Origin of the sequence: Solibaculum intestinale (genome assembly GCF_040096205.1) — a bacterium.
Taxonomy (GTDB): domain Bacteria; phylum Bacillota; class Clostridia; order Oscillospirales; family Acutalibacteraceae; genus Solibaculum_A; species Solibaculum_A intestinale.
The window spans coordinates 16,303-32,435 of sequence record NZ_JBBMFD010000013.1 but is presented as its reverse complement, the minus strand read 5'-3'; the positions used below and the strand labels follow the sequence as shown (position 1 = coordinate 32,435).

Here is a 16,133-nt window from a genome sequence, read left to right as displayed (position 1 = left end):
ACACGCCTCCTTTTCCTCTTGTTTTTCCCCTGAGCTGCTTTTAAGCGGCCAAAGGGAAAAATACCGATTGCCGGTACCCCCATTCTCCGGGAATACCGGCAAAAATGAAACGAAATTCTATGCTTCCTTTTATGATAAAAGTCCCGGGCCGGCTTTGTCAATAGACCGCCCCGAATCCGAACAGAATGCGGGGATTATTTGCTCCCCTGCAGGCTTTCCTCAATGGTACCGATGACGTTTCCCTTGGCAAAGTCACAGGCCAGGCGGATGGCGTTCTGGAAGGCGTAAGCGTTGGAGCTGCCGTGAGCCTTGAAAACCGGCTTAGAAGTGCCAAGCAGGGGCGCGCCGCCGTATTCGTCGGTGTCCATCCGCTTTTTGAAGGCTTTGAGCCCCGGCATAATCATGGCCGCGGCCAGCTTTCCCTTTAAGTTTGCCTTTAAAATGCCCTTAATATTCCCGAACAGGGTGCCCGCCACCCCTTCGGTCAGCTTTAAGATCACGTTTCCGGTAAACCCGTCCGCTACCAGCACGTCGCACACGCCCGCCGGGAAATCCCTGGCCTCCACGTTGCCGATAAAGTTGACCGGCGCCTTGGAAAGCAGAGAAAACGCCTCGTGCTGGAGTTCTCCGCCCTTGGTGGGCTCGGTACCCACGTTGGCAAGGCCGACCTTGGGCGCCTTTATTCCCATGACCTTTTCCATATAGGCGCTGCCCATAATGCCGAACTGCTCGAGCATCTCCGGACGGCATTCCACGTTGGCGCCCCCGTCGATGAGCATGTAAAACCCACTGTCGCTGGGTAAAATCGGGGCCAGGGCGCACCGCTTGATACCCTTGATGCGCTTGACAAGCAGAGTCGAGCCGATGAGCAGGGCGCCGGTGGACCCGGCGGACACAAACGCGTCCCCTTCTCCGGCGGCGAGCCTGCGCAGCCCCTCGGCCATGGAGCAGTTTTTCTTGGTCTTGACCACTTCTCCCGGCTCGTCCTCCATGGAAATCACGTCCGGCGCATGGACGATTTCCATGCCTGCAAGGGAAATCTGATTGTCTGCCGCCACCTTGCGGATAACGCTTTCGTCGCCGCACAACAAAATGTCACACCCGTAAGCGGCCACCGCCGCAGCGCTTCCCTTCAGTATTTCCAGCGGCGCGTTGTCGCCGCCAAAAGCGTCCACAATGATTTTCATAACGCTACGCTTCCTTTCCGTCTTGTTCCTTTGGGAAAGATGCTTCCTTCTCAAGCTTTTGCACCGTTTCTTCCAAGCTGGAAAGCGCTCGCTTGGCAAGCGCTCCATACCGCAGCTTTTTGTCCCGGATGTGCTCGGGCAGAGAGGGGAGAATGCCGAAATTCGCCCCCATAGGCTCGAATTTCGCCGTGCTCCCAGCCGTGATAAAATGCAAAAGCGCCCCCGACATGGTGTCGGGTCCCGGCAGCACCGGTTCTTTCCCCAGCACCCGCCTTGCGGCATGAATCCCCGCCCAGATGCCCGACATGGCCGATTCCATGTACCCTTCCACCCCGGTAATCTGCCCGGCGAAGAAAAAGTTTTGGTCGGTTTTCAGGCTTTGGTCGGGGTTTAAGAGCTTAGGGGAGTCTAAGAAGCTGTTGCGGTGCATCACCCCGTACCGGGCAAACTCCGCATTTCGAAGAGCTGGAATCATGGAGAACACCCGCTTCTGCTCGGGGAATTTCAAATTCGTCTGAAATCCTACCAGATTATAAAGGGTCCCCTCGGCGTTCTCTCTGCGAAGCTGCACCACCGCCCAAGGCCGGTGCCCGGTGCGCGGGTCGCGCAACCCCACCGGCTTTAAGGGGCCGTAGCGAATGGTGTCCGGCCCGCGCTTGGCCATAATCTCGATGGGCATGCAGCCCTCGTAGACGTTGGGCTTGTCAAAGGCGTGAAGGGTGGCGCTTTCGGCGTGGATGAGCGCCTCATAAAAAGCCTCGTACTCTTCCTTGTTCATGGGGCAGTTGATGTAATCGTCCTCCCCCCGGTCGTACCGGGAGGCGGCGAAGGCGCTGCCCATGTCCACCGACTCGGCCGTAACAATGGGGGCGGCCGCATCATAAAAGCTCAAATACCCTTCCCCCACCTTTTGCTCCACCGCTTTGGCAAACGCCCCCGCCGTCAGCGGCCCGGTGGCCACAATGGTGACCCCGTCCTCTGGCAGCGCGGATACTGGGCGGCGCTCCACGGTAATAAGAGGATCTTCTTCCATGGCCTTCGTAAGAAGGCCGGAAAACCGATCCCGGTCCACCGCCAGCGCGCCGCCGGCGGGCACCCGACAGGCTTTCGCCGCCTCCAAACAAATCGAACCCAGCCGCTCCATCTCTGCTTTTAACAGCCCGCCTGCGCTTTCTAAGCGCATGGCTTTGAGGGAATTGGAGCAAACCAACTCTCCAAAATTAGCCGACCGATGGGCCGGGGAAAACTGGATTGGCTTTTGTTCGAGCAGGGTGACGGGAATTCCCGCTTTTGTCAGCTGCCGCGCTGCCTCACACCCGGCGAGGCCAGCGCCGATTACCGTAACCCTGTTCATTGCTCCTCCGTCTTCTTGGCTGCCTTTTCCACCGGACGCTCATAGTCGCACTCTTCTGAGGCGCAGTAGATTTTCGCCATCTTGCCTTTTTTCTGGAACAGGCTTTTGCCGCACTTGGGACACTTCTCCGCAATGGGCAGATCCCACGTCATAAAGCCGCAGTCCTTATAGTTTTCACAGCCGTAGTAAGGCCGGCCCTTTTTGGACTTTCTCTCAATCATTCTGGCGCCGCATTTCGGGCAAAAGCCGCCGGTTTCCTTGACGAGCTTCTTGGTATTCTTGCATTCGGGGTATCCCGGGCAGGCCAGGAACTTACCAAACCGCCCGAGCTTGATGACCATCTTGCGCCCGCATTTTTCGCATACAATGTCGGTTTCCTCATCCGGGATTTTCACCCGGGTGCCGTCCATCTTCTTTTCCGCTTCCTCCAGAGTATTCTCAAAACCGCCGTAGAAGTCGTGAAGGGTCTCCACCCAGTTTTTCTCTCCTGCTTCCACTTCGTCGAGATCGTGCTCCATATTGGCGGTGAACTTTACGTCCACGATGTTTTGAAAAAGATCCTTCATCAGCTTGGTGGTCACGTCTCCGAGCACGGTGGGCTTTAACGCCTTCCCTTCCCGCTCCACATAGTCCCTCGCCAGGATGGTGGTGATGGTGGGCGCATAGGTGGACGGGCGGCCGATGCCGTTTTCCTCCAGCGCCTTAATGAGAGACGCCTCCGTAAACCGGGGAGGCGGCTGGGTAAAGTGCTGGTTGCCCTTAAGCTCTTTTAGACGCAGCACCTCGTCCTTTTCCAGAGGCGGCAGCATGGTGCCCGCCTCTTCCTCCTCGTCCTTGCTTTCTTCATAGAGGACGGTAAAACCGTCGAAGCGAACGGTATGGCCGGAGGCCTTAAACACATAGTCCCCCGCCGAAATGTCCGCCGCCACCGTGTCGTACACGGCGTTTGCCATCTGGCTGGCGATAAACCGCTCCCAGATGAGCTTATAAAGCTTATACTGATCCAGGGAAAGGCTGTCTTTCACCTGGGCGGGAGTGAGGCTCGGCATGGTGGGGCGGATGGCTTCGTGGCCATCCTGGGCGGAGGCGCGGCTTTTGAACACACGGGGCTTTTCCGGCAGGTACTTGTCCCCGTAGGTTTCCTTAATATAGGCGGCGGACGCGTCCCGCGCCTCGTCTGCGATGCGCAGCGAGTCGGTACGCATATAGGTGATCAGACCCATGGCGCCCATCCCGGCCACTTCCACGCCTTCGTACAGCTCCTGAGCCGCCTTCATGGTACGCCTAGCCTGGAAGCCCAGCTTACGGGAAGCGTCCTGCTGCAGGGTGGAGGTGATAAAGGGCGGCGCGGGAGATTTGCGGCGCACGCCCTTTTTGAGCTTGGCAACCTGATAGGAGGCGCCCTCGAGATTCTTTAGAATCTCGTCCGCCTGTTCCTTGTTTTTGATTTTGATTTTGCCCTTCTGGTCCCCGTAAAAGACGGCGGCAAAGGGCTTTTTGGTACCCTTTTTTAAGAGCTTTGCGTCCAGAGTCCAGTATTCCTGAGGCTTAAACTTCTTGATTTCCTCTTCCCGGTCCACAATCAGCCGCACCGCCACCGACTGGACCCGTCCGGCGGAAAGGCCTCTTCGCACCTTGCGCCAAAGAAAGGGGCTGATCTTATAGCCTACGATCCGGTCAAGGATGCGCCGGGCCTGCTGAGCGTTGACCAAATCCTCGTCGATCTGACGGGGATGAGCCATGCCCGCCTGTACGCCGGATTTGGTGATCTCGTTGAAGGTCACCCGGTTGGAGGCGTGCTCATCCAGGTGAAGAAGCTCCGCTAGGTGCCAGGAAATCGCCTCGCCTTCCCGGTCGGGGTCGGTGGCGAGATAGACCTTGTCGCTTTTTTGGGCAGCGTCCTTCAGCTCCTGAATCAGCTCCTCCTTTCCCTTGATCTCGGTATACATAGGCTGAAAATCATGCTCCACATCCACGCCAAGCTTGGACTTGGGAAGATCACGGATATGCCCCATGGAGGCGATGACTTCGTAGTTCTTTCCCAGGTACTTTTTAATGGTTTTGGCTTTGGCGGGAGATTCCACAATTACCAAATCTGACATGAAATTACCATCCTTGTGTATCATTCTCCTGTTTGAATCAGGAGTTATCGGTTGGGTTTGCGGCAAAAGCGCCGCCCCGGCAGCGATTGGGCCAAGCCCGCGATTTCAAGCTCGGTTATGGCTGCAAGCGCCCCACGCACTTCGACCTTTGCCGCGGCGGCCAGGTCATTGATATGGGCAGGCTCGCAGGGAAGAACCTTATAGAGCGCCTTCGCCCCATCGGACAGGGTGGGCATAGCTTCGTCCTTACGCAGCGCCTGCGGTTTTTCCACGGGCGCGGAATGGGGCTTAGCGGCAGACTTCTGCTTTTGGGGTTTTCCCGGAGCCGGCGGCGTAACCGGGCTGGCCGATTCCTTGACCCCGGCGATTTTCAGGCTTATCCTATGCGGATACCGGTCGATATATTCTTCTAAGATGTCATAGGCACAGGCCACCGGCTTGGCCCCTTGGGCAATCAGCCGGTTACAGCCCAGCGACGTGGGACTCATGACGCTGCCGGGAATCGCAAATACGTCCCGGCCCTGTTCATTTGCCCAGTTGGCGGTGATGAGCGCGCCGCTTCGCTCGCCCGCCTCCACCACCAAGGTGCCCAAAGACAGGCCGGACATAAGCCGGTTTCGAATGGGAAAGGCGTTGCGGCCGATGGGCGCGCCCGGCGGGTACTCGGACAGGACCGCGCCCTGCTGCTCCACAATCTGACGGCGCAACTCCTCATTGCCCACCAGCTGACCCGCGTTGATGCCGCCGGCCAGCACCGCAATGGTTCTCCCGCCCGCTTTCAGGGCGCCCTTGTGAGCAATGGTGTCTACCCCGTAAGCACCGCCGCTGACAATCACCACTCCGGCCTTCGCCATGGTGGCGGAAATTTGCATGGCCACCTGCTGGCCGTAGGGCGTGCAGCCCCTGGTTCCCACGACCGCAATCAAAACCTCATCGTCCACCTCGCACAGGTCGCCCCACACATACAGGGCCGCCGGATAGTCCGGCAGGGTAAGCAGACGCTTGGGGTATTTGGGATGATCCGGGGTTAGGATGTGATAGTGGAGCCGGATACAGTCCTTAATGATCGGCGTCACCGATTGAGGCGTGATTTCCCCAAGGCACCTAAGCTCCTTGGGCGTAAAGAACCCGGTTTCTTTCCAGAGTGTGCTTCCTCCCTGGTAAAACTCTTCGAGCGAACTGTAAGCAGAATGCACGGCGCGAACCTTGCGGCTGCCCACACCCAGCGCCCTTTGCAGCCAGAGCCAATAATACATGCTGTGCATTCTGTCAACACCACGCCTTCTTTTTATTTGTTATTCCTTATTCTTTGGTCATTTCCCACATGAGGATGGCGCTCGCCACCGACGCGTTGAGGGATTCCGCTCGTCCCTTCATGGGAATGGTCACCCGCTTGTCGCATAAGGCGGCGGTCTGCGGTCTTAGCCCGTTTCCTTCGTTGCCGATGACTACGGCGGCAGGCCCCTTCAGGTCGAGCTTCGTAATGGCCTGCGCCTCTGCGTCCACCACGGCGGCCAGGGTCTGCACCCCGTTTGCCGACAACTCCAAGAGGGCGCCCTCGAAATCCGGCGTGCGTACAAAGGGCAGACGGAACACCGCCCCCATAGACGCCCGCAGCACCTTGGGGTTATACAGGTCGCAGCAGCCCTCCGACAGCAGCACCCCCGTCATCCCGAAGGCCTCTGCGCTTCGCAGCACCGCTCCTAAATTGGAAGGATCCTGCATTTCCTCCAGCGCCAGAATTTTGCATTCTTTTTTTATTGTATATAACCGCGCCTGTTTGTCAAGCGCAGCGCATACGCAAAAAATCCCCTGAGGCTGCTTGGTATCCGCCAGCCGGGCGGCTGCCGAGGGGGACAGAAAAAAGCATTCTTTACCCGCGGCGAAGAGCGCCTGCACCTCGTTTTCATACCGCTTGGCCGCCGCTTCGGTGGCGTAAACCTCCCGGATGTCCGCGCCGCTTTGCAGCGCGTCCATACAAAGGCGGGCCCCTTCGATGACAAAGAGCCCTTCCTCCCGGCGCGCCTTGGCGCTCCCCAGCAGCCGTACGGCGTGCTTTAGCCGCTCATTGTCCCGGCTCGTTATGGTCAGCGGCATGTTCTTCTTCCTTTCTCTTCAGACGTTGCCAGTCATATAAAAGTACGCCCGGGAATCCTCCCGGGCGCATCGGTATTACTGATTGTTGGCAGCCTTCGCCTGCTCGGTCAGCGCGGTGAACGCAGCCGGGTCGGCAATGGCGATTTCGGAAAGCATCTTGCGGTTGAGGGTGACGCCGGCTTTCTTGAGCCCGTTCATGAAGGTGGAATAGTTCATTCCGTTCATGCGGCAGGCGGCGGAAATACGGGTGATCCACAGGCGGCGGAAATCACGCTTTTTCTGCTTGCGGCCGATGTAGGCATACTGGCCGGACTTCATGACCGCCTGCTTGGCGGTGCGGAACAGCTTCGATTTGGCGCCATAGTAGCCCTTGGCAAGCTTTAATACTTTTTTTCTTCTTTTGCGCGTCATCATTGCGCCCTTTATACGTGCCATTTATAAGCAACCTCCATTATCGTAAATGTTATTCAGTAGGACCGCAGGGATTCTTATTTATAGGGAATGAGTCTCTTCACGGCCTTGACATTGGTCACATCGGCCACGGCGGTCTTGCGAAGGTTGCGCTTGCGCTTGGTGTTCTTCTTGGTGAGAATATGGGATTTGTAGGCATGCGCCCGGATGACCTTACCGTTCTTGGAAAGCTTAAAACGCTTTTTCGCGCCGCTGTGCGTTTTCATTTTCGGCATGGTATTTCCTCCTTTATTTTTGTGCGCGGGAATCCTGCGGCAAACGTCCCAGCCTCCCGCGGTCTAATTCGTCCGCCGGCAGGAGCCCGCGGACCTTCCACTATGCCAACGCATAGGAAAAAACTACTTCTGGGGCTTTGCCGCAAGGAACATGATCATATGACGGCCTTCCAGCTTGGGCTGCTTTTCCACGTTCGCTTCCTCGCTGAGCGTTTCGGCAAACCGCTTCATGGTGTTAAGCCCGATTTCGGGATGGCCCATTTCCCTTCCGCGGAAGCGGATGGAAACCTTCACCTTGTTGCCTTCCTTCAAAAAGCGCTTGGCATGGCCGGCTTTTGTATTGAAGTCGTGCACGTCGATATTCAGCGAAAGACGGATTTCCTTGATCTCCACCACATGCTGGTTCTTTCTTGCTTCCTTTTCCCGCTTTGCCTGTTCAAAACGGTACTTTCCATAGTCCATAATGCGGCAGACCGGCGGCGTGGCCGTCGGGGCGATCTTCACCAGATCCAGATTCTTCTGAAGGGAGACCTCCAGCGCCTCTTTCGTCGACATGATACCCAGCTGGGCTCCGTCCGCGTCGATGACGCGCACCTCTCTGTCCCGGATATCTTCGTTGATTTGCAGTTCCTTGCTGCTAATGGGTAAGCACCTCCAAAGCCTTATTTTGATTGGGTCTAAAAAAGAAAAGCACGGATGGATGTTTCTCCGTCCGCGCATCTTCACACAACAAATCTCGGCACCATACGAGCGCCTCAATTTCTTTCGTATGAACGCCTCCGCGGTCCCATGTGCCGGGAGGGTGAGAACGGACAAAATGCTGTTCTGCTTTACTGTCTTGTTTATCCTACCATCTTTCCCCGCGGCTGTCAAGGCTTTTTTCTTGCCGGGCTGCGCTTCTAAACGCCATTTTGCGCACATACTTTATTGACGGGGATTTTCCTTTGTACTATACTAAATGCGGATACATTCGACGGTTCCTGCTTTGCCGTGTTACTCCTTTTCCTTGCGTCAATAGGATATGCGGTCTTTTTCAAATATACCACATTTTTTCGATTTAACTAGGGGGCGCCATGAAAAAGTTTTTCAGCAGTGGAATTTTCAGCTTCGCAAGCTACGCTTCCCAGATACGCAGACGTTCGATTTTTGCCATTCTCGCCATGTTCGTGGGGTTCGCGGTGATGGCGTTTCTCTCTTATGCCGTGCTGGATAAAAACGTGACGGTCTCCTCCTCCATCATGCTGGTCAATAATCTTCCCACCGACGGCAGCGTTGCCGCCGAAGCCCAGAAGGCAGAGCTTACCGAAGAAATCGCTAAGGACTCGGTTGCCATCGTCAGCAGCCTCGACGTGGTGGACCGGGCCATGACCGAAGCGAAAATCTTTATGGACACCGCTTCTTTCGCCAGAGGGGTCACGGTCAAGCGCATTGACGATTCCAACGCTTTAAAAATCACCATTACCTATTCGGACGGCGTGAAGGCCGCCAACATGGCAAACCAGCTGGCCACCATCGGCAGCGACGAAATTCAGCGCCGGTTTACCTCTCCGCCGGTTTCCGCCACCGTGCTCGACCGGGCCTCGGCTCCTTCCACCACTACCACTTTGGTCAAAGCCGTCACCAAGGGCTTCGCCGGGGCGATTTTAGGAATGCTCTTTTACCTGGGCTTCCTTTTCTATTTTCAAATGAAGGACAACTTCATCCGGGACTATAAGAAATACTGCGCCTCCAGGAACACCGTGCTGCTGGGCGTTCTGCCTTCCACGGAAAAACCGCTGGATAAGCGTCCGGGAGAAGGGATGCCGGAATCGGTGCGGATTTTGCGCGCCGCGGTCAAGCACGCCGCCGGGAGCGACGGCAAGTGCCTTCTCATCTGCTCCACCGGCCCGAAAGAGGGCCGCTCCATGATTGCCTCCGGCCTTGCCCTGGCTTTCGCGGAGACACAGGACCGGGTACTGCTCATCGACGCGGATATGCGTTCGGCCCACATCCGCTCCCGCCTGCGGGTGGACTCGGTCAACGGCCTTTCCGACGTGCTCACCGCCCGGGTGAGTATCGACAAGGCTATTGCCAAGGTAAGCGACCACCTAGACGTCATCTGCTCCACCTCCTCCTTTGTGGAGAACCCGTCCGCCCTACTGGAGTCCACCGCTATGTACGCCCTGCTGGACTCCCTGCGCCCCAAATACGACCGAATTTTGGTGGACGCGCCCAATGCCAACAACTTTGCCGACGCCTGCGCGGTGGGCGCCGCCTGCGACGCCTGTGTGCTGGTGGCCCGGTATGAAAAGACCCGGATTGACGCGGCGGACGACGCTATTCTGAAGCTGCAAAACAGCGGTGCAGCGCTTCTCGGCCTTATCGCCAACGACGTGCCCCAAACCTACCGCAAAAAACAGACCCTTGAGCAGTAAAGCAGCTCCTCAGGCGCATTTCCCGCTTTGCCGCTACGCCCAAGGGAAACCGGAGTCAGTTGAGTCAGCCAAAAAGGCCATGCCGCATATGCGGCATGGCCTTTTCTTAGTGCATGATCCGTCCCGGGGCTTTACCCGAAACGCTTATTTCAACGGACCCTTAAAGCCTTTGAATCGGATGGAGAGCACCCCGTCCGCCACCTGAACCCGTCCAGACTCCTGGCTTACATAAGGCGCGGGGCCTTCCATGGAGCCGCAGCGAAACACCGAGAGCAAAAAGCCGATGAGCACCATATGAAGAACCAGCCCCGTCCCTCCGTAGGACAAAAGGGGCAGCGGCAGAGTGGAAAGCTCCAGGAAGCCCAAGTTTGCCGCCAGATAGAACAGGGTTTCGATGAGAAGGGTGGAAAGAATGGCCGTGCTCGTCATTCTAGCCAAAAGCCCCGTCTGGCGAAGGCAGCGGAAAACGGCATAGCCGAAGAAGGCGGCAAACAGGCCCACCACCAGAAAAAACGGAATCCAGCCGAACTTGACAATCAAAAAGGTCAGCACGTAGCTGGTATCCAGCTCCGGGAGTCTGGCAAGGCTGTCTGCCGTGGTTCCCGGGCCGATCAGCACCGCCCCGCTTATGAGCTGGCGGGTCACCGTGGTAAGGTATCCCAGACCCTCTTCGCTGGAAAAGGCGGTCATCAGACGGCCCCAGTATCCCCATGCAAATACCGCGCAGCCTCCCGCAACCGGCAAGTACAAAAGCGGCAGGGCCCACCGCTTTTTCACCCGAAACTGTCCGTTTCCCACCATTAAAGTCAAAAGAAGCAGACACGCAATCAAAATTAGGACTCCTAAGCGCACGCTGAAAGCCCGCATACAGGCAAGCACGCCAAGCGCCATCAAACCGTAGCTTGCCAGCAGTCCTCCATAGCCCTTCTGCCGGAAGTGAAACGCCACGCCTGCGAACACCGCTGGGAACAATAAGAACAGCAACGTTCCCCTTTGGCCCGCGCCGTTTATGATGGGCAGGCATGCAAAGTGAACAAACGACACTGCCAAGAAAATCCAGTAAATCACAAGCGGCGCCCGTGCCAGCACCGTATAATCGGCAAAATAAGCTCCCGCCATTCCCAGTACGCCCACTGCCGCCGCAATCAGCGTGACAGAAAGCTGGCCGGACGGATCCCCCTGCCCGAACAAAGCCCACTGCAATCCGATTCCTACCAGCAGGAGGGCCGCCGTCAGTACAAAAAGGCCCCATTGGGGCTTGGGACGGTGGGTCAGGTCCATCTGCATCCCCACAGCGACCGGGTCGCCCATCTGCTCGACCGCCTTCTTTTCCGCTTCCGTATCCTCGAGTCCCTGCCAGCAGTAAGCCTGCTTCTGGTCGCACATGTGGTCCATCAGCTCCCGGGCGACTCCGGCCCGCGCCCGCTTAAACCGGATTTGTTCACAAACAATCTTTATAAATTCTTCCATTCTAGCAGCGTGCGGCATGGACCGCCCCTCCCTTCATAACCCGGTTGACTGCGGCGGTGTACCGTTCCCATTCCTGCTTTTTTTCCTGGAGTCTTCCTTTTCCCTTGGGGGTGATCCGGTAATACTTGCGCACCCGCGCGCCCTCCGCCGCTCCTTCGTAAGAGGTCAGCAACCCCTGCTCCTCCATCTGGTGCAGCAGCGGGTAAAGCGTTCCCGCTTTGAGCGAAAAGGTATGGTCTGACCGGTTTTCCAGCTCTTCAATCATCTGATAGCCGTACCGGTCCCCTTCCTCCAGCAGCCTCAGCAGCAGCATAGACGTGCTGCCCGCCTGCAAGCTCTTGTCAATCGCCATTGATTTCCCTCCTTATTATATAGGTCATCTATATAATATATTGATCATCTATCTATGTCAAGAGAAAACCCTCGACCTTTTTCGATTTGGCGGTAGGCCGTTCTCTCCTTCAGCTTTCCTTCTAGAAGCGGGTATTTTAAAAGCCACATGCAAAAAGGCCCTTGTTTTGGAATTCCAAAACAAGAGCCTGGCTGCCTTTATTAAACGGAGCTGCTTATTTCGCCATCAGCGCGACCACAATATTCATCACGATGGTCATCACAAAGAAGACGATGGCGATAAACTTGGTGGAACGGGACAAGAACGCATCCACCGTGCGCGCCTTATTCTTCGCCAAAAACGAGTCCGCACCGCCCTGGATGACGCCGCTCAAGCCAGCCTGACGGCCTTCCTGGAGCAAAACAACCGCAATAATACCGAGAGCGAACAACAAAAGAATCACGCCAAATACAATCTCTAAAACACCCATTCTAATGAGCACCTCCGTAAATAGTTACACGATTACGCTAGATTATCTTAGCATACCGCCCACCAAAATGCAAGGATTTTTTCGCATTTGTGTGAAAAGCACCAGCCGTTGACAGCCGCCCGTCCCAACCGTATACTGAGAACAAAAAAGACGCGGTTTGGAAAGGAAGAAGCACCATGACGGAGGAATTTGCGAGGACCACGCTTTTACTGGGAGAGGAAGGGCTTGCACGTTTACAAAGCGCCCATGTAATTGTGTTCGGCATCGGCGGGGTGGGCAGCTTTGCAGCGGAGGCGCTGGCCCGGGCGGGCATCGGGGCGCTCACCTTGGTGGACGCGGACACGGTGGCTCCCTCCAATCTCAACCGGCAAATCATCGCCCTGAGAAGCACCCTGGGCCGGCCTAAGGCGCAGGTGATGGGCGAACGGGTGCTGGACATCAACCCTTCCTGCCGGGTAACCGTCCGCCAGATTTTCTGCACGCCGGAAAACTCCGGGGAGCTGCTGGCCGGCAGCCCCGACTACATTGTCGACGCCATCGACACCGTCTCCTCTAAGCTGGACTTGGTGCAAAAAGCCAAGGCGCTGGGCATCCCCATCATCAGCTGCATGGGCGCCGGGAACAAGCTGGATCCCACCCGCTTTGAGGTGGCCGATCTTTTCGAAACCTCCGTCTGCCCTTTGTGCCGGGTCATGCGCCGGGAGCTTCCAAAGCGCGGCGTCTCTTCTTTAAAGGTGGTTTATTCCAAAGAGCCGCCTATTCGTCCCAAGGCTGCTTCGCCGCAGGAATCCTCCTCCCTGCTTCACAAGCGGCAAACGCCCGGAAGCGTTTCCTTTGTGCCTTCCGTTGCCGGGCTGATTTTGGCGGGGGAAGTGGTCAAGGATTTGGCAGAAGGAAAAAGCCTGCCGAATTCATCGGACAACTAATTCTCCATATTTCCAGAGCGATTTGTCTATACAAAATACACCAAACAATGTTAAAAATTTAATTTTAACGGAATTCTTGTTGTATTTTGATTTTATTCTTGCGATTTTAACGTTGAAATTGCTATTTTCTGCTGCGATATGTATTGAATTCATGAGACAAATATGATATAGTAATGCCAGCGAGTTGTACACACTACTTTGGAGGTGGCCGGTATGCGAAAAACGTTACGAGAACTTCGGAAAGCTCTGGGCTACACCCAATGCGAAGTCGCGGAAAGCCTGAACGTAGACCAGACGACGGTTTCCAAGTGGGAAAACGGAGAGTCCTTTCCCAGAGTGGAAAAGCTGCTGCAGATCGCTGCACTCTATGATGTTTCCTTGGATATGATTGATCTTTCGAAAGAGCGCCCGATTCTTCGCAGAGCCTAGGCCTTGGTTTTCACATGCGTATAGGTGTCCGCACGGATTCTCACCACACGTCGCGGACGATTTACTTGGATAACAGGGAGAAAAACAAAAAGAACGCAAGCAAGAGCTTGCGTTCTTTTTGTTTATTCCATTCCTTCGAGTTCTTTGAGCCAGACGGCGGCGCTGGCGTCGCTGGGCATACGCCAGTCTCCCCGCGGGGATAAGGTCACCGACCCTACCTTAGGCCCATCGGGCAGGCAGGAGCGCTTAAACTGCTGGGCAAAAAAACGCCGGTAAAAGTTCTTGAGCCAGTGAAGAATCACTTCGTGGGAATAGATTCCTTGGAACGCGTGCTCGGCCAAGAAAAGGATCTTTCGCGGCTCCTCAGCAAAGCGCAGCATATGGTACAAAAAGAAATCGTGCAGCTCGTAGGGGCCCACCAGTTCCTCCGTCTTCTGAACGATTTCTCCGTTTTCCGGCGGCAGCAGCTCGGGGCTAACGGGGGTATCCAGAATGTCCAGCAGCACGGCCCGCAGCCGCTCTCCTTCGGCGGTTTTCGCATAGGTATCCACCAGATACCGGATGAGCGTCTTGGGCACCGACGCATTCACCCCGTACATGGACATGTGGTCGCCGTTATAGGTAGCCCATCCCAGCGCAAGCTCGGACAGGTCCCCGGTGCCCACCACCAGGCCGCCGTATTGGTTGGCCACATCCATAAGCACTTGAGTGCGTTCCCTGGCCTGGGCATTTTCAAAGGCCACGTCGTGGGAGAAATCATGGCCGATGTCCTTCAAATGTCGGGTCACCGCTTCACAGATGTTGACTTCCTTCAGGGTTACTCCCAGCTCTCTGGCCAGCTGGCAGGCGTTTTGATAGGTACGCCCGGTGGTACCGAAGCAGGGCATGGTGACGGCGATGATATCCTTCCTCGGCCAGGATAGGGCGTCATAGGCTCGAGTCATTACCAGCAGCGCCAAGGTGGAGTCCAATCCCCCGGACAGGCCCACCACCGCATGCCTAGCGTTCGCGTGAGCCAACCGCTTTTTAAGCCCCGCCGCCTGCATGGTGAAAATCAGCTCACAGCGGCTGCTACGCGTTTCCTCGTTTGCCGGGACAAAAGGAGTCTTCTCAATGCTGCGCTGCAGCGTGCAGGGAGCAAAGCCGATGGAAAATTCGATTTCCTCCAAAACGTTTTCCCACCGCTCAAAGGTGTTCATCCGCCGACGTTCCTGCCACAAGTGCTGCAAATCCACGTCGGCCAGTGCCATCCCCTGGGTAAAAGGCGGGCGCTCTGCCAGCAGCACCCCGTTTTCCGCCGCCATGCAGTGGCCGGAAAAGATCAGGTCGGTGGTGGACTCCCCTTCTCCCGCATCCGCATACACGTAAGCGCTCAAGGTCTTGGCCGACTGGCCGCAGACCAGGGAACGCCGGTATTGCGCCTTTCCGATGGTTTCGTCGCTGGCGGACAGGTTGCAAAGGACCGCTGCGCCCGCAAGGGCGTACCCGTTCGACGGGGGGGACGCCACCCACAAATCCTCGCAGATTTCTGCCGCCACGGTAAGCTCGGGCCATTCCTGGCAGCGAAACAGCACGTCCGGCCTTACCGGCACCGGCTCGCCGCCCAAAAGCGCCGTTTCCTCCATGCCAGCCTTGCCGGGAGCAAAATGGCGCAGCTCATAAAACTCACTGTAATTGGGAACGTGGGTCTTTGGAATCAGGTGGAGTACCTTTCCCCGGTTCAAGATGGCCGCACAATTATAAAGTGAGCCGGACCTTGCCCTGACCGGCAGCCCCACCAGGCAAAGCGCCTGCAATTGCGCGGTTTCAGCCGCGATGGAAAGAAGCGCTTCTTCGGCCCCTTTTAGCAGCGTGTCCTGCAGAAACAGGTCTCCACAGGTATATCCGGTCACGCAAAGCTCCGGCAGCACGATGACCGAAGCCTTCGCTCCGGCCGCCTGCCGGATGGCTTCCACGATGGAAGCTTTGTTATAATCCGGGTCAGCCACCCGAATCTGAGGCGAAAGCGCCGCCACCCGCACATATCCATATTCCTTCATAATTTCCTCCTAAACGCCCGGTTATCTGTTTCTTATTATACCCGTCCATTCTCTTTGCCGCAACGGAAAAAGCAAAAAACGCACGCGGATCGCGTGCGTTTTTTGCTTGGGAGAAAGCGGCCGTCCCGCCCGATGCAAAAAGCGGGCCGGCCTTTATAAAAATAAGAAGAAGGGAGAGAAAGCAAAGTAGGAGCTCAGTTAGTTGGTCTCCTTTTCGCCGTCTACGGACTGAGCACCGTAGAGGTTAAACCGGAACAGCATGGACTCGTCTTCCGGTTCGTCGCATACGATCGAGGCCTGAGCAATTTTACCGCCCTCAATCAGTTTCGCAAGGCCCATGAACTGGCACAACTTGCTCTTGAGATTGAGCCGATCTCCCTCTTCGGTTACAAGGTACACATTGCCCTTGCAGCGGTCGAGCAGGCTCATAAAGGATGCGACATCGATGTTGTGAAGTTCGAGAAGTGATTTCATAAATCATTCTCCTTTCCTGATGTCTTACGGAGGGTTTCTATTTCCTTCCGTTGACTATAGTATAGCACAATTCCCAGCGAAGTCAACAATAATTTGGTAAAAAGATTGTTGAACTTGACCCCTTGTATTTTCAA

At 56.3% G+C, this 16,133-nt stretch carries 16 protein-coding genes; 3 read left to right on the top strand and 13 right to left on the bottom strand.

From position 1 onward, the window contains the following. Positions 1-194: 194 nt before the first annotated feature. The 8 genes from plsX to infC all read right to left on the bottom strand — a co-directional run bounded on the left by plsX (position 195) and on the right by infC (position 8,146). Positions 195-1,187: a phosphate acyltransferase PlsX gene (plsX, locus tag WMO26_RS08455; protein ID WP_349219591.1), complete on the bottom strand. Its 993-nt coding sequence runs from the start codon at positions 1,185-1,187 to the stop codon at positions 195-197. Between the two features lie 4 nt (positions 1,188-1,191). Then, the gene (gene trmFO / locus WMO26_RS08450; protein WP_349219589.1) at positions 1,192-2,541 is read right to left on the bottom strand and encodes a methylenetetrahydrofolate--tRNA-(uracil(54)-C(5))-methyltransferase (FADH(2)-oxidizing) TrmFO; all 1,350 of its coding nucleotides are present in this window, start codon (positions 2,539-2,541) and stop codon (positions 1,192-1,194) included. Continuing rightward, on the bottom strand, positions 2,538-4,643 hold the full coding sequence (gene topA, locus WMO26_RS08445; protein WP_349219588.1) for a type I DNA topoisomerase: 2,106 nt from the start codon (positions 4,641-4,643) through the stop codon (positions 2,538-2,540). The genes trmFO and topA overlap by 4 nt, the downstream gene beginning before the upstream one ends. A 44-nt stretch (positions 4,644-4,687) precedes the next feature. Further along, positions 4,688-5,899: a DNA-processing protein DprA gene (dprA, locus tag WMO26_RS08440; RefSeq protein ID WP_349219587.1), complete on the bottom strand. Its 1,212-nt coding sequence runs from the start codon at positions 5,897-5,899 to the stop codon at positions 4,688-4,690. A 46-nt stretch (positions 5,900-5,945) separates the two neighbouring features. After that, positions 5,946-6,740, bottom strand: a complete 795-nt coding sequence (locus tag WMO26_RS08435) for a TrmH family RNA methyltransferase (RefSeq protein WP_349219586.1) — start codon at positions 6,738-6,740, stop codon at positions 5,946-5,948. Between the two features lie 75 nt (positions 6,741-6,815). Beyond that, entirely contained in the window at positions 6,816-7,175 is a 360-nt protein-coding gene (gene rplT / locus WMO26_RS08430) for a 50S ribosomal protein L20 (RefSeq protein ID WP_349219584.1), read from the bottom strand. Between the two features lie 53 nt (positions 7,176-7,228). Continuing rightward, positions 7,229-7,426, bottom strand: coding sequence for a 50S ribosomal protein L35 (gene rpmI, locus WMO26_RS08425; RefSeq protein WP_349219582.1), 198 nt, complete (start codon positions 7,424-7,426; stop codon positions 7,229-7,231). Positions 7,427-7,549: 123 nt separating this feature from the next. Continuing rightward, positions 7,550-8,146, bottom strand: coding sequence for a translation initiation factor IF-3 (gene infC, locus WMO26_RS08420; RefSeq protein ID WP_494338188.1), 597 nt, complete (start codon positions 8,144-8,146; stop codon positions 7,550-7,552). Positions 8,147-8,499: 353 nt separating this feature from the next. On the opposite strand from infC, the gene WMO26_RS08415 reads away from it, so the two are divergent. Next, a complete protein-coding gene (locus WMO26_RS08415) occupies positions 8,500-9,840 on the top strand; it encodes a polysaccharide biosynthesis tyrosine autokinase (protein WP_349219580.1) in 1,341 nt (446 codons plus the stop codon). A gap of 144 nt (positions 9,841-9,984) precedes the next feature. Here WMO26_RS08415 and WMO26_RS08410 read toward each other — a convergent pair whose 3' ends face one another. The 3 genes from WMO26_RS08410 to secG form a co-directional block, all read right to left on the bottom strand. Further along, a complete protein-coding gene (locus tag WMO26_RS08410) occupies positions 9,985-11,328 on the bottom strand; it encodes a permease prefix domain 1-containing protein (protein WP_349219578.1) in 1,344 nt (447 codons plus the stop codon). Further along, entirely contained in the window at positions 11,312-11,662 is a 351-nt protein-coding gene (locus tag WMO26_RS08405; protein WP_349219577.1) for a PadR family transcriptional regulator, read from the bottom strand. The genes WMO26_RS08410 and WMO26_RS08405 overlap by 17 nt, the downstream gene beginning before the upstream one ends. Before the next feature lie 214 nt (positions 11,663-11,876). Beyond that, positions 11,877-12,131, bottom strand: coding sequence for a preprotein translocase subunit SecG (secG, locus tag WMO26_RS08400; protein WP_349219575.1), 255 nt, complete (start codon positions 12,129-12,131; stop codon positions 11,877-11,879). 176 nt (positions 12,132-12,307) lie between these two features. Between secG and WMO26_RS08395 the strand changes: the two genes are divergently transcribed. Next, the gene (locus WMO26_RS08395) at positions 12,308-13,057 is read left to right on the top strand and encodes a tRNA threonylcarbamoyladenosine dehydratase (RefSeq protein WP_349219573.1); all 750 of its coding nucleotides are present in this window, start codon (positions 12,308-12,310) and stop codon (positions 13,055-13,057) included. A gap of 213 nt (positions 13,058-13,270) precedes the next feature. After that, positions 13,271-13,486 (top strand): helix-turn-helix transcriptional regulator, encoded by a 216-nt coding sequence (locus WMO26_RS08390; RefSeq protein WP_349219571.1) that lies wholly within the window; start codon positions 13,271-13,273, stop codon positions 13,484-13,486. A 122-nt stretch (positions 13,487-13,608) separates the two neighbouring features. Here the strand turns inward: WMO26_RS08390 and WMO26_RS08385 are convergent, their stop codons facing one another. Further along, a complete protein-coding gene (locus WMO26_RS08385; protein ID WP_349219569.1) occupies positions 13,609-15,525 on the bottom strand; it encodes an NAD(+) synthase in 1,917 nt (638 codons plus the stop codon). A gap of 198 nt (positions 15,526-15,723) precedes the next feature. Further along, complete coding sequence (locus WMO26_RS08380) at positions 15,724-15,999, bottom strand: hypothetical protein (protein WP_349219567.1); 276 nt, start codon at positions 15,997-15,999, stop codon at positions 15,724-15,726. Positions 16,000-16,133: the final 134 nt, after the last annotated feature.

Coding starts and splice junctions, on each gene's coding strand:
- plsX (WP_349219591.1), bottom strand. CDS start 1,187: ATGAAAATCATTGTGGACGCTTTTGGCGGCGACAACGCGCCGCTGGAA.
- trmFO (WP_349219589.1), bottom strand. CDS start 2,541: ATGAACAGGGTTACGGTAATCGGCGCTGGCCTCGCCGGGTGTGAGGCA.
- topA (WP_349219588.1), bottom strand. CDS start 4,643: ATGTCAGATTTGGTAATTGTGGAATCTCCCGCCAAAGCCAAAACCATT.
- dprA (WP_349219587.1), bottom strand. CDS start 5,899: ATGTATTATTGGCTCTGGCTGCAAAGGGCGCTGGGTGTGGGCAGCCGC.
- WMO26_RS08435 (WP_349219586.1), bottom strand. CDS start 6,740: ATGCCGCTGACCATAACGAGCCGGGACAATGAGCGGCTAAAGCACGCC.
- rplT (WP_349219584.1), bottom strand. CDS start 7,175: ATGGCACGTATAAAGGGCGCAATGATGACGCGCAAAAGAAGAAAAAAA.
- rpmI (WP_349219582.1), bottom strand. CDS start 7,426: ATGCCGAAAATGAAAACGCACAGCGGCGCGAAAAAGCGTTTTAAGCTT.
- infC (WP_494338188.1), bottom strand. CDS start 8,146: ATGCGCGGACGGAGAAACATCCATCCGTGCTTTTCTTTTTTAGACCCA.
- WMO26_RS08415 (WP_349219580.1), top strand. CDS start 8,500: ATGAAAAAGTTTTTCAGCAGTGGAATTTTCAGCTTCGCAAGCTACGCT.
- WMO26_RS08410 (WP_349219578.1), bottom strand. CDS start 11,328: ATGCCGCACGCTGCTAGAATGGAAGAATTTATAAAGATTGTTTGTGAA.
- WMO26_RS08405 (WP_349219577.1), bottom strand. CDS start 11,662: ATGGCGATTGACAAGAGCTTGCAGGCGGGCAGCACGTCTATGCTGCTG.
- secG (WP_349219575.1), bottom strand. CDS start 12,131: ATGGGTGTTTTAGAGATTGTATTTGGCGTGATTCTTTTGTTGTTCGCT.
- WMO26_RS08395 (WP_349219573.1), top strand. CDS start 12,308: ATGACGGAGGAATTTGCGAGGACCACGCTTTTACTGGGAGAGGAAGGG.
- WMO26_RS08390 (WP_349219571.1), top strand. CDS start 13,271: ATGCGAAAAACGTTACGAGAACTTCGGAAAGCTCTGGGCTACACCCAA.
- WMO26_RS08385 (WP_349219569.1), bottom strand. CDS start 15,525: ATGAAGGAATATGGATATGTGCGGGTGGCGGCGCTTTCGCCTCAGATT.
- WMO26_RS08380 (WP_349219567.1), bottom strand. CDS start 15,999: ATGAAATCACTTCTCGAACTTCACAACATCGATGTCGCATCCTTTATG.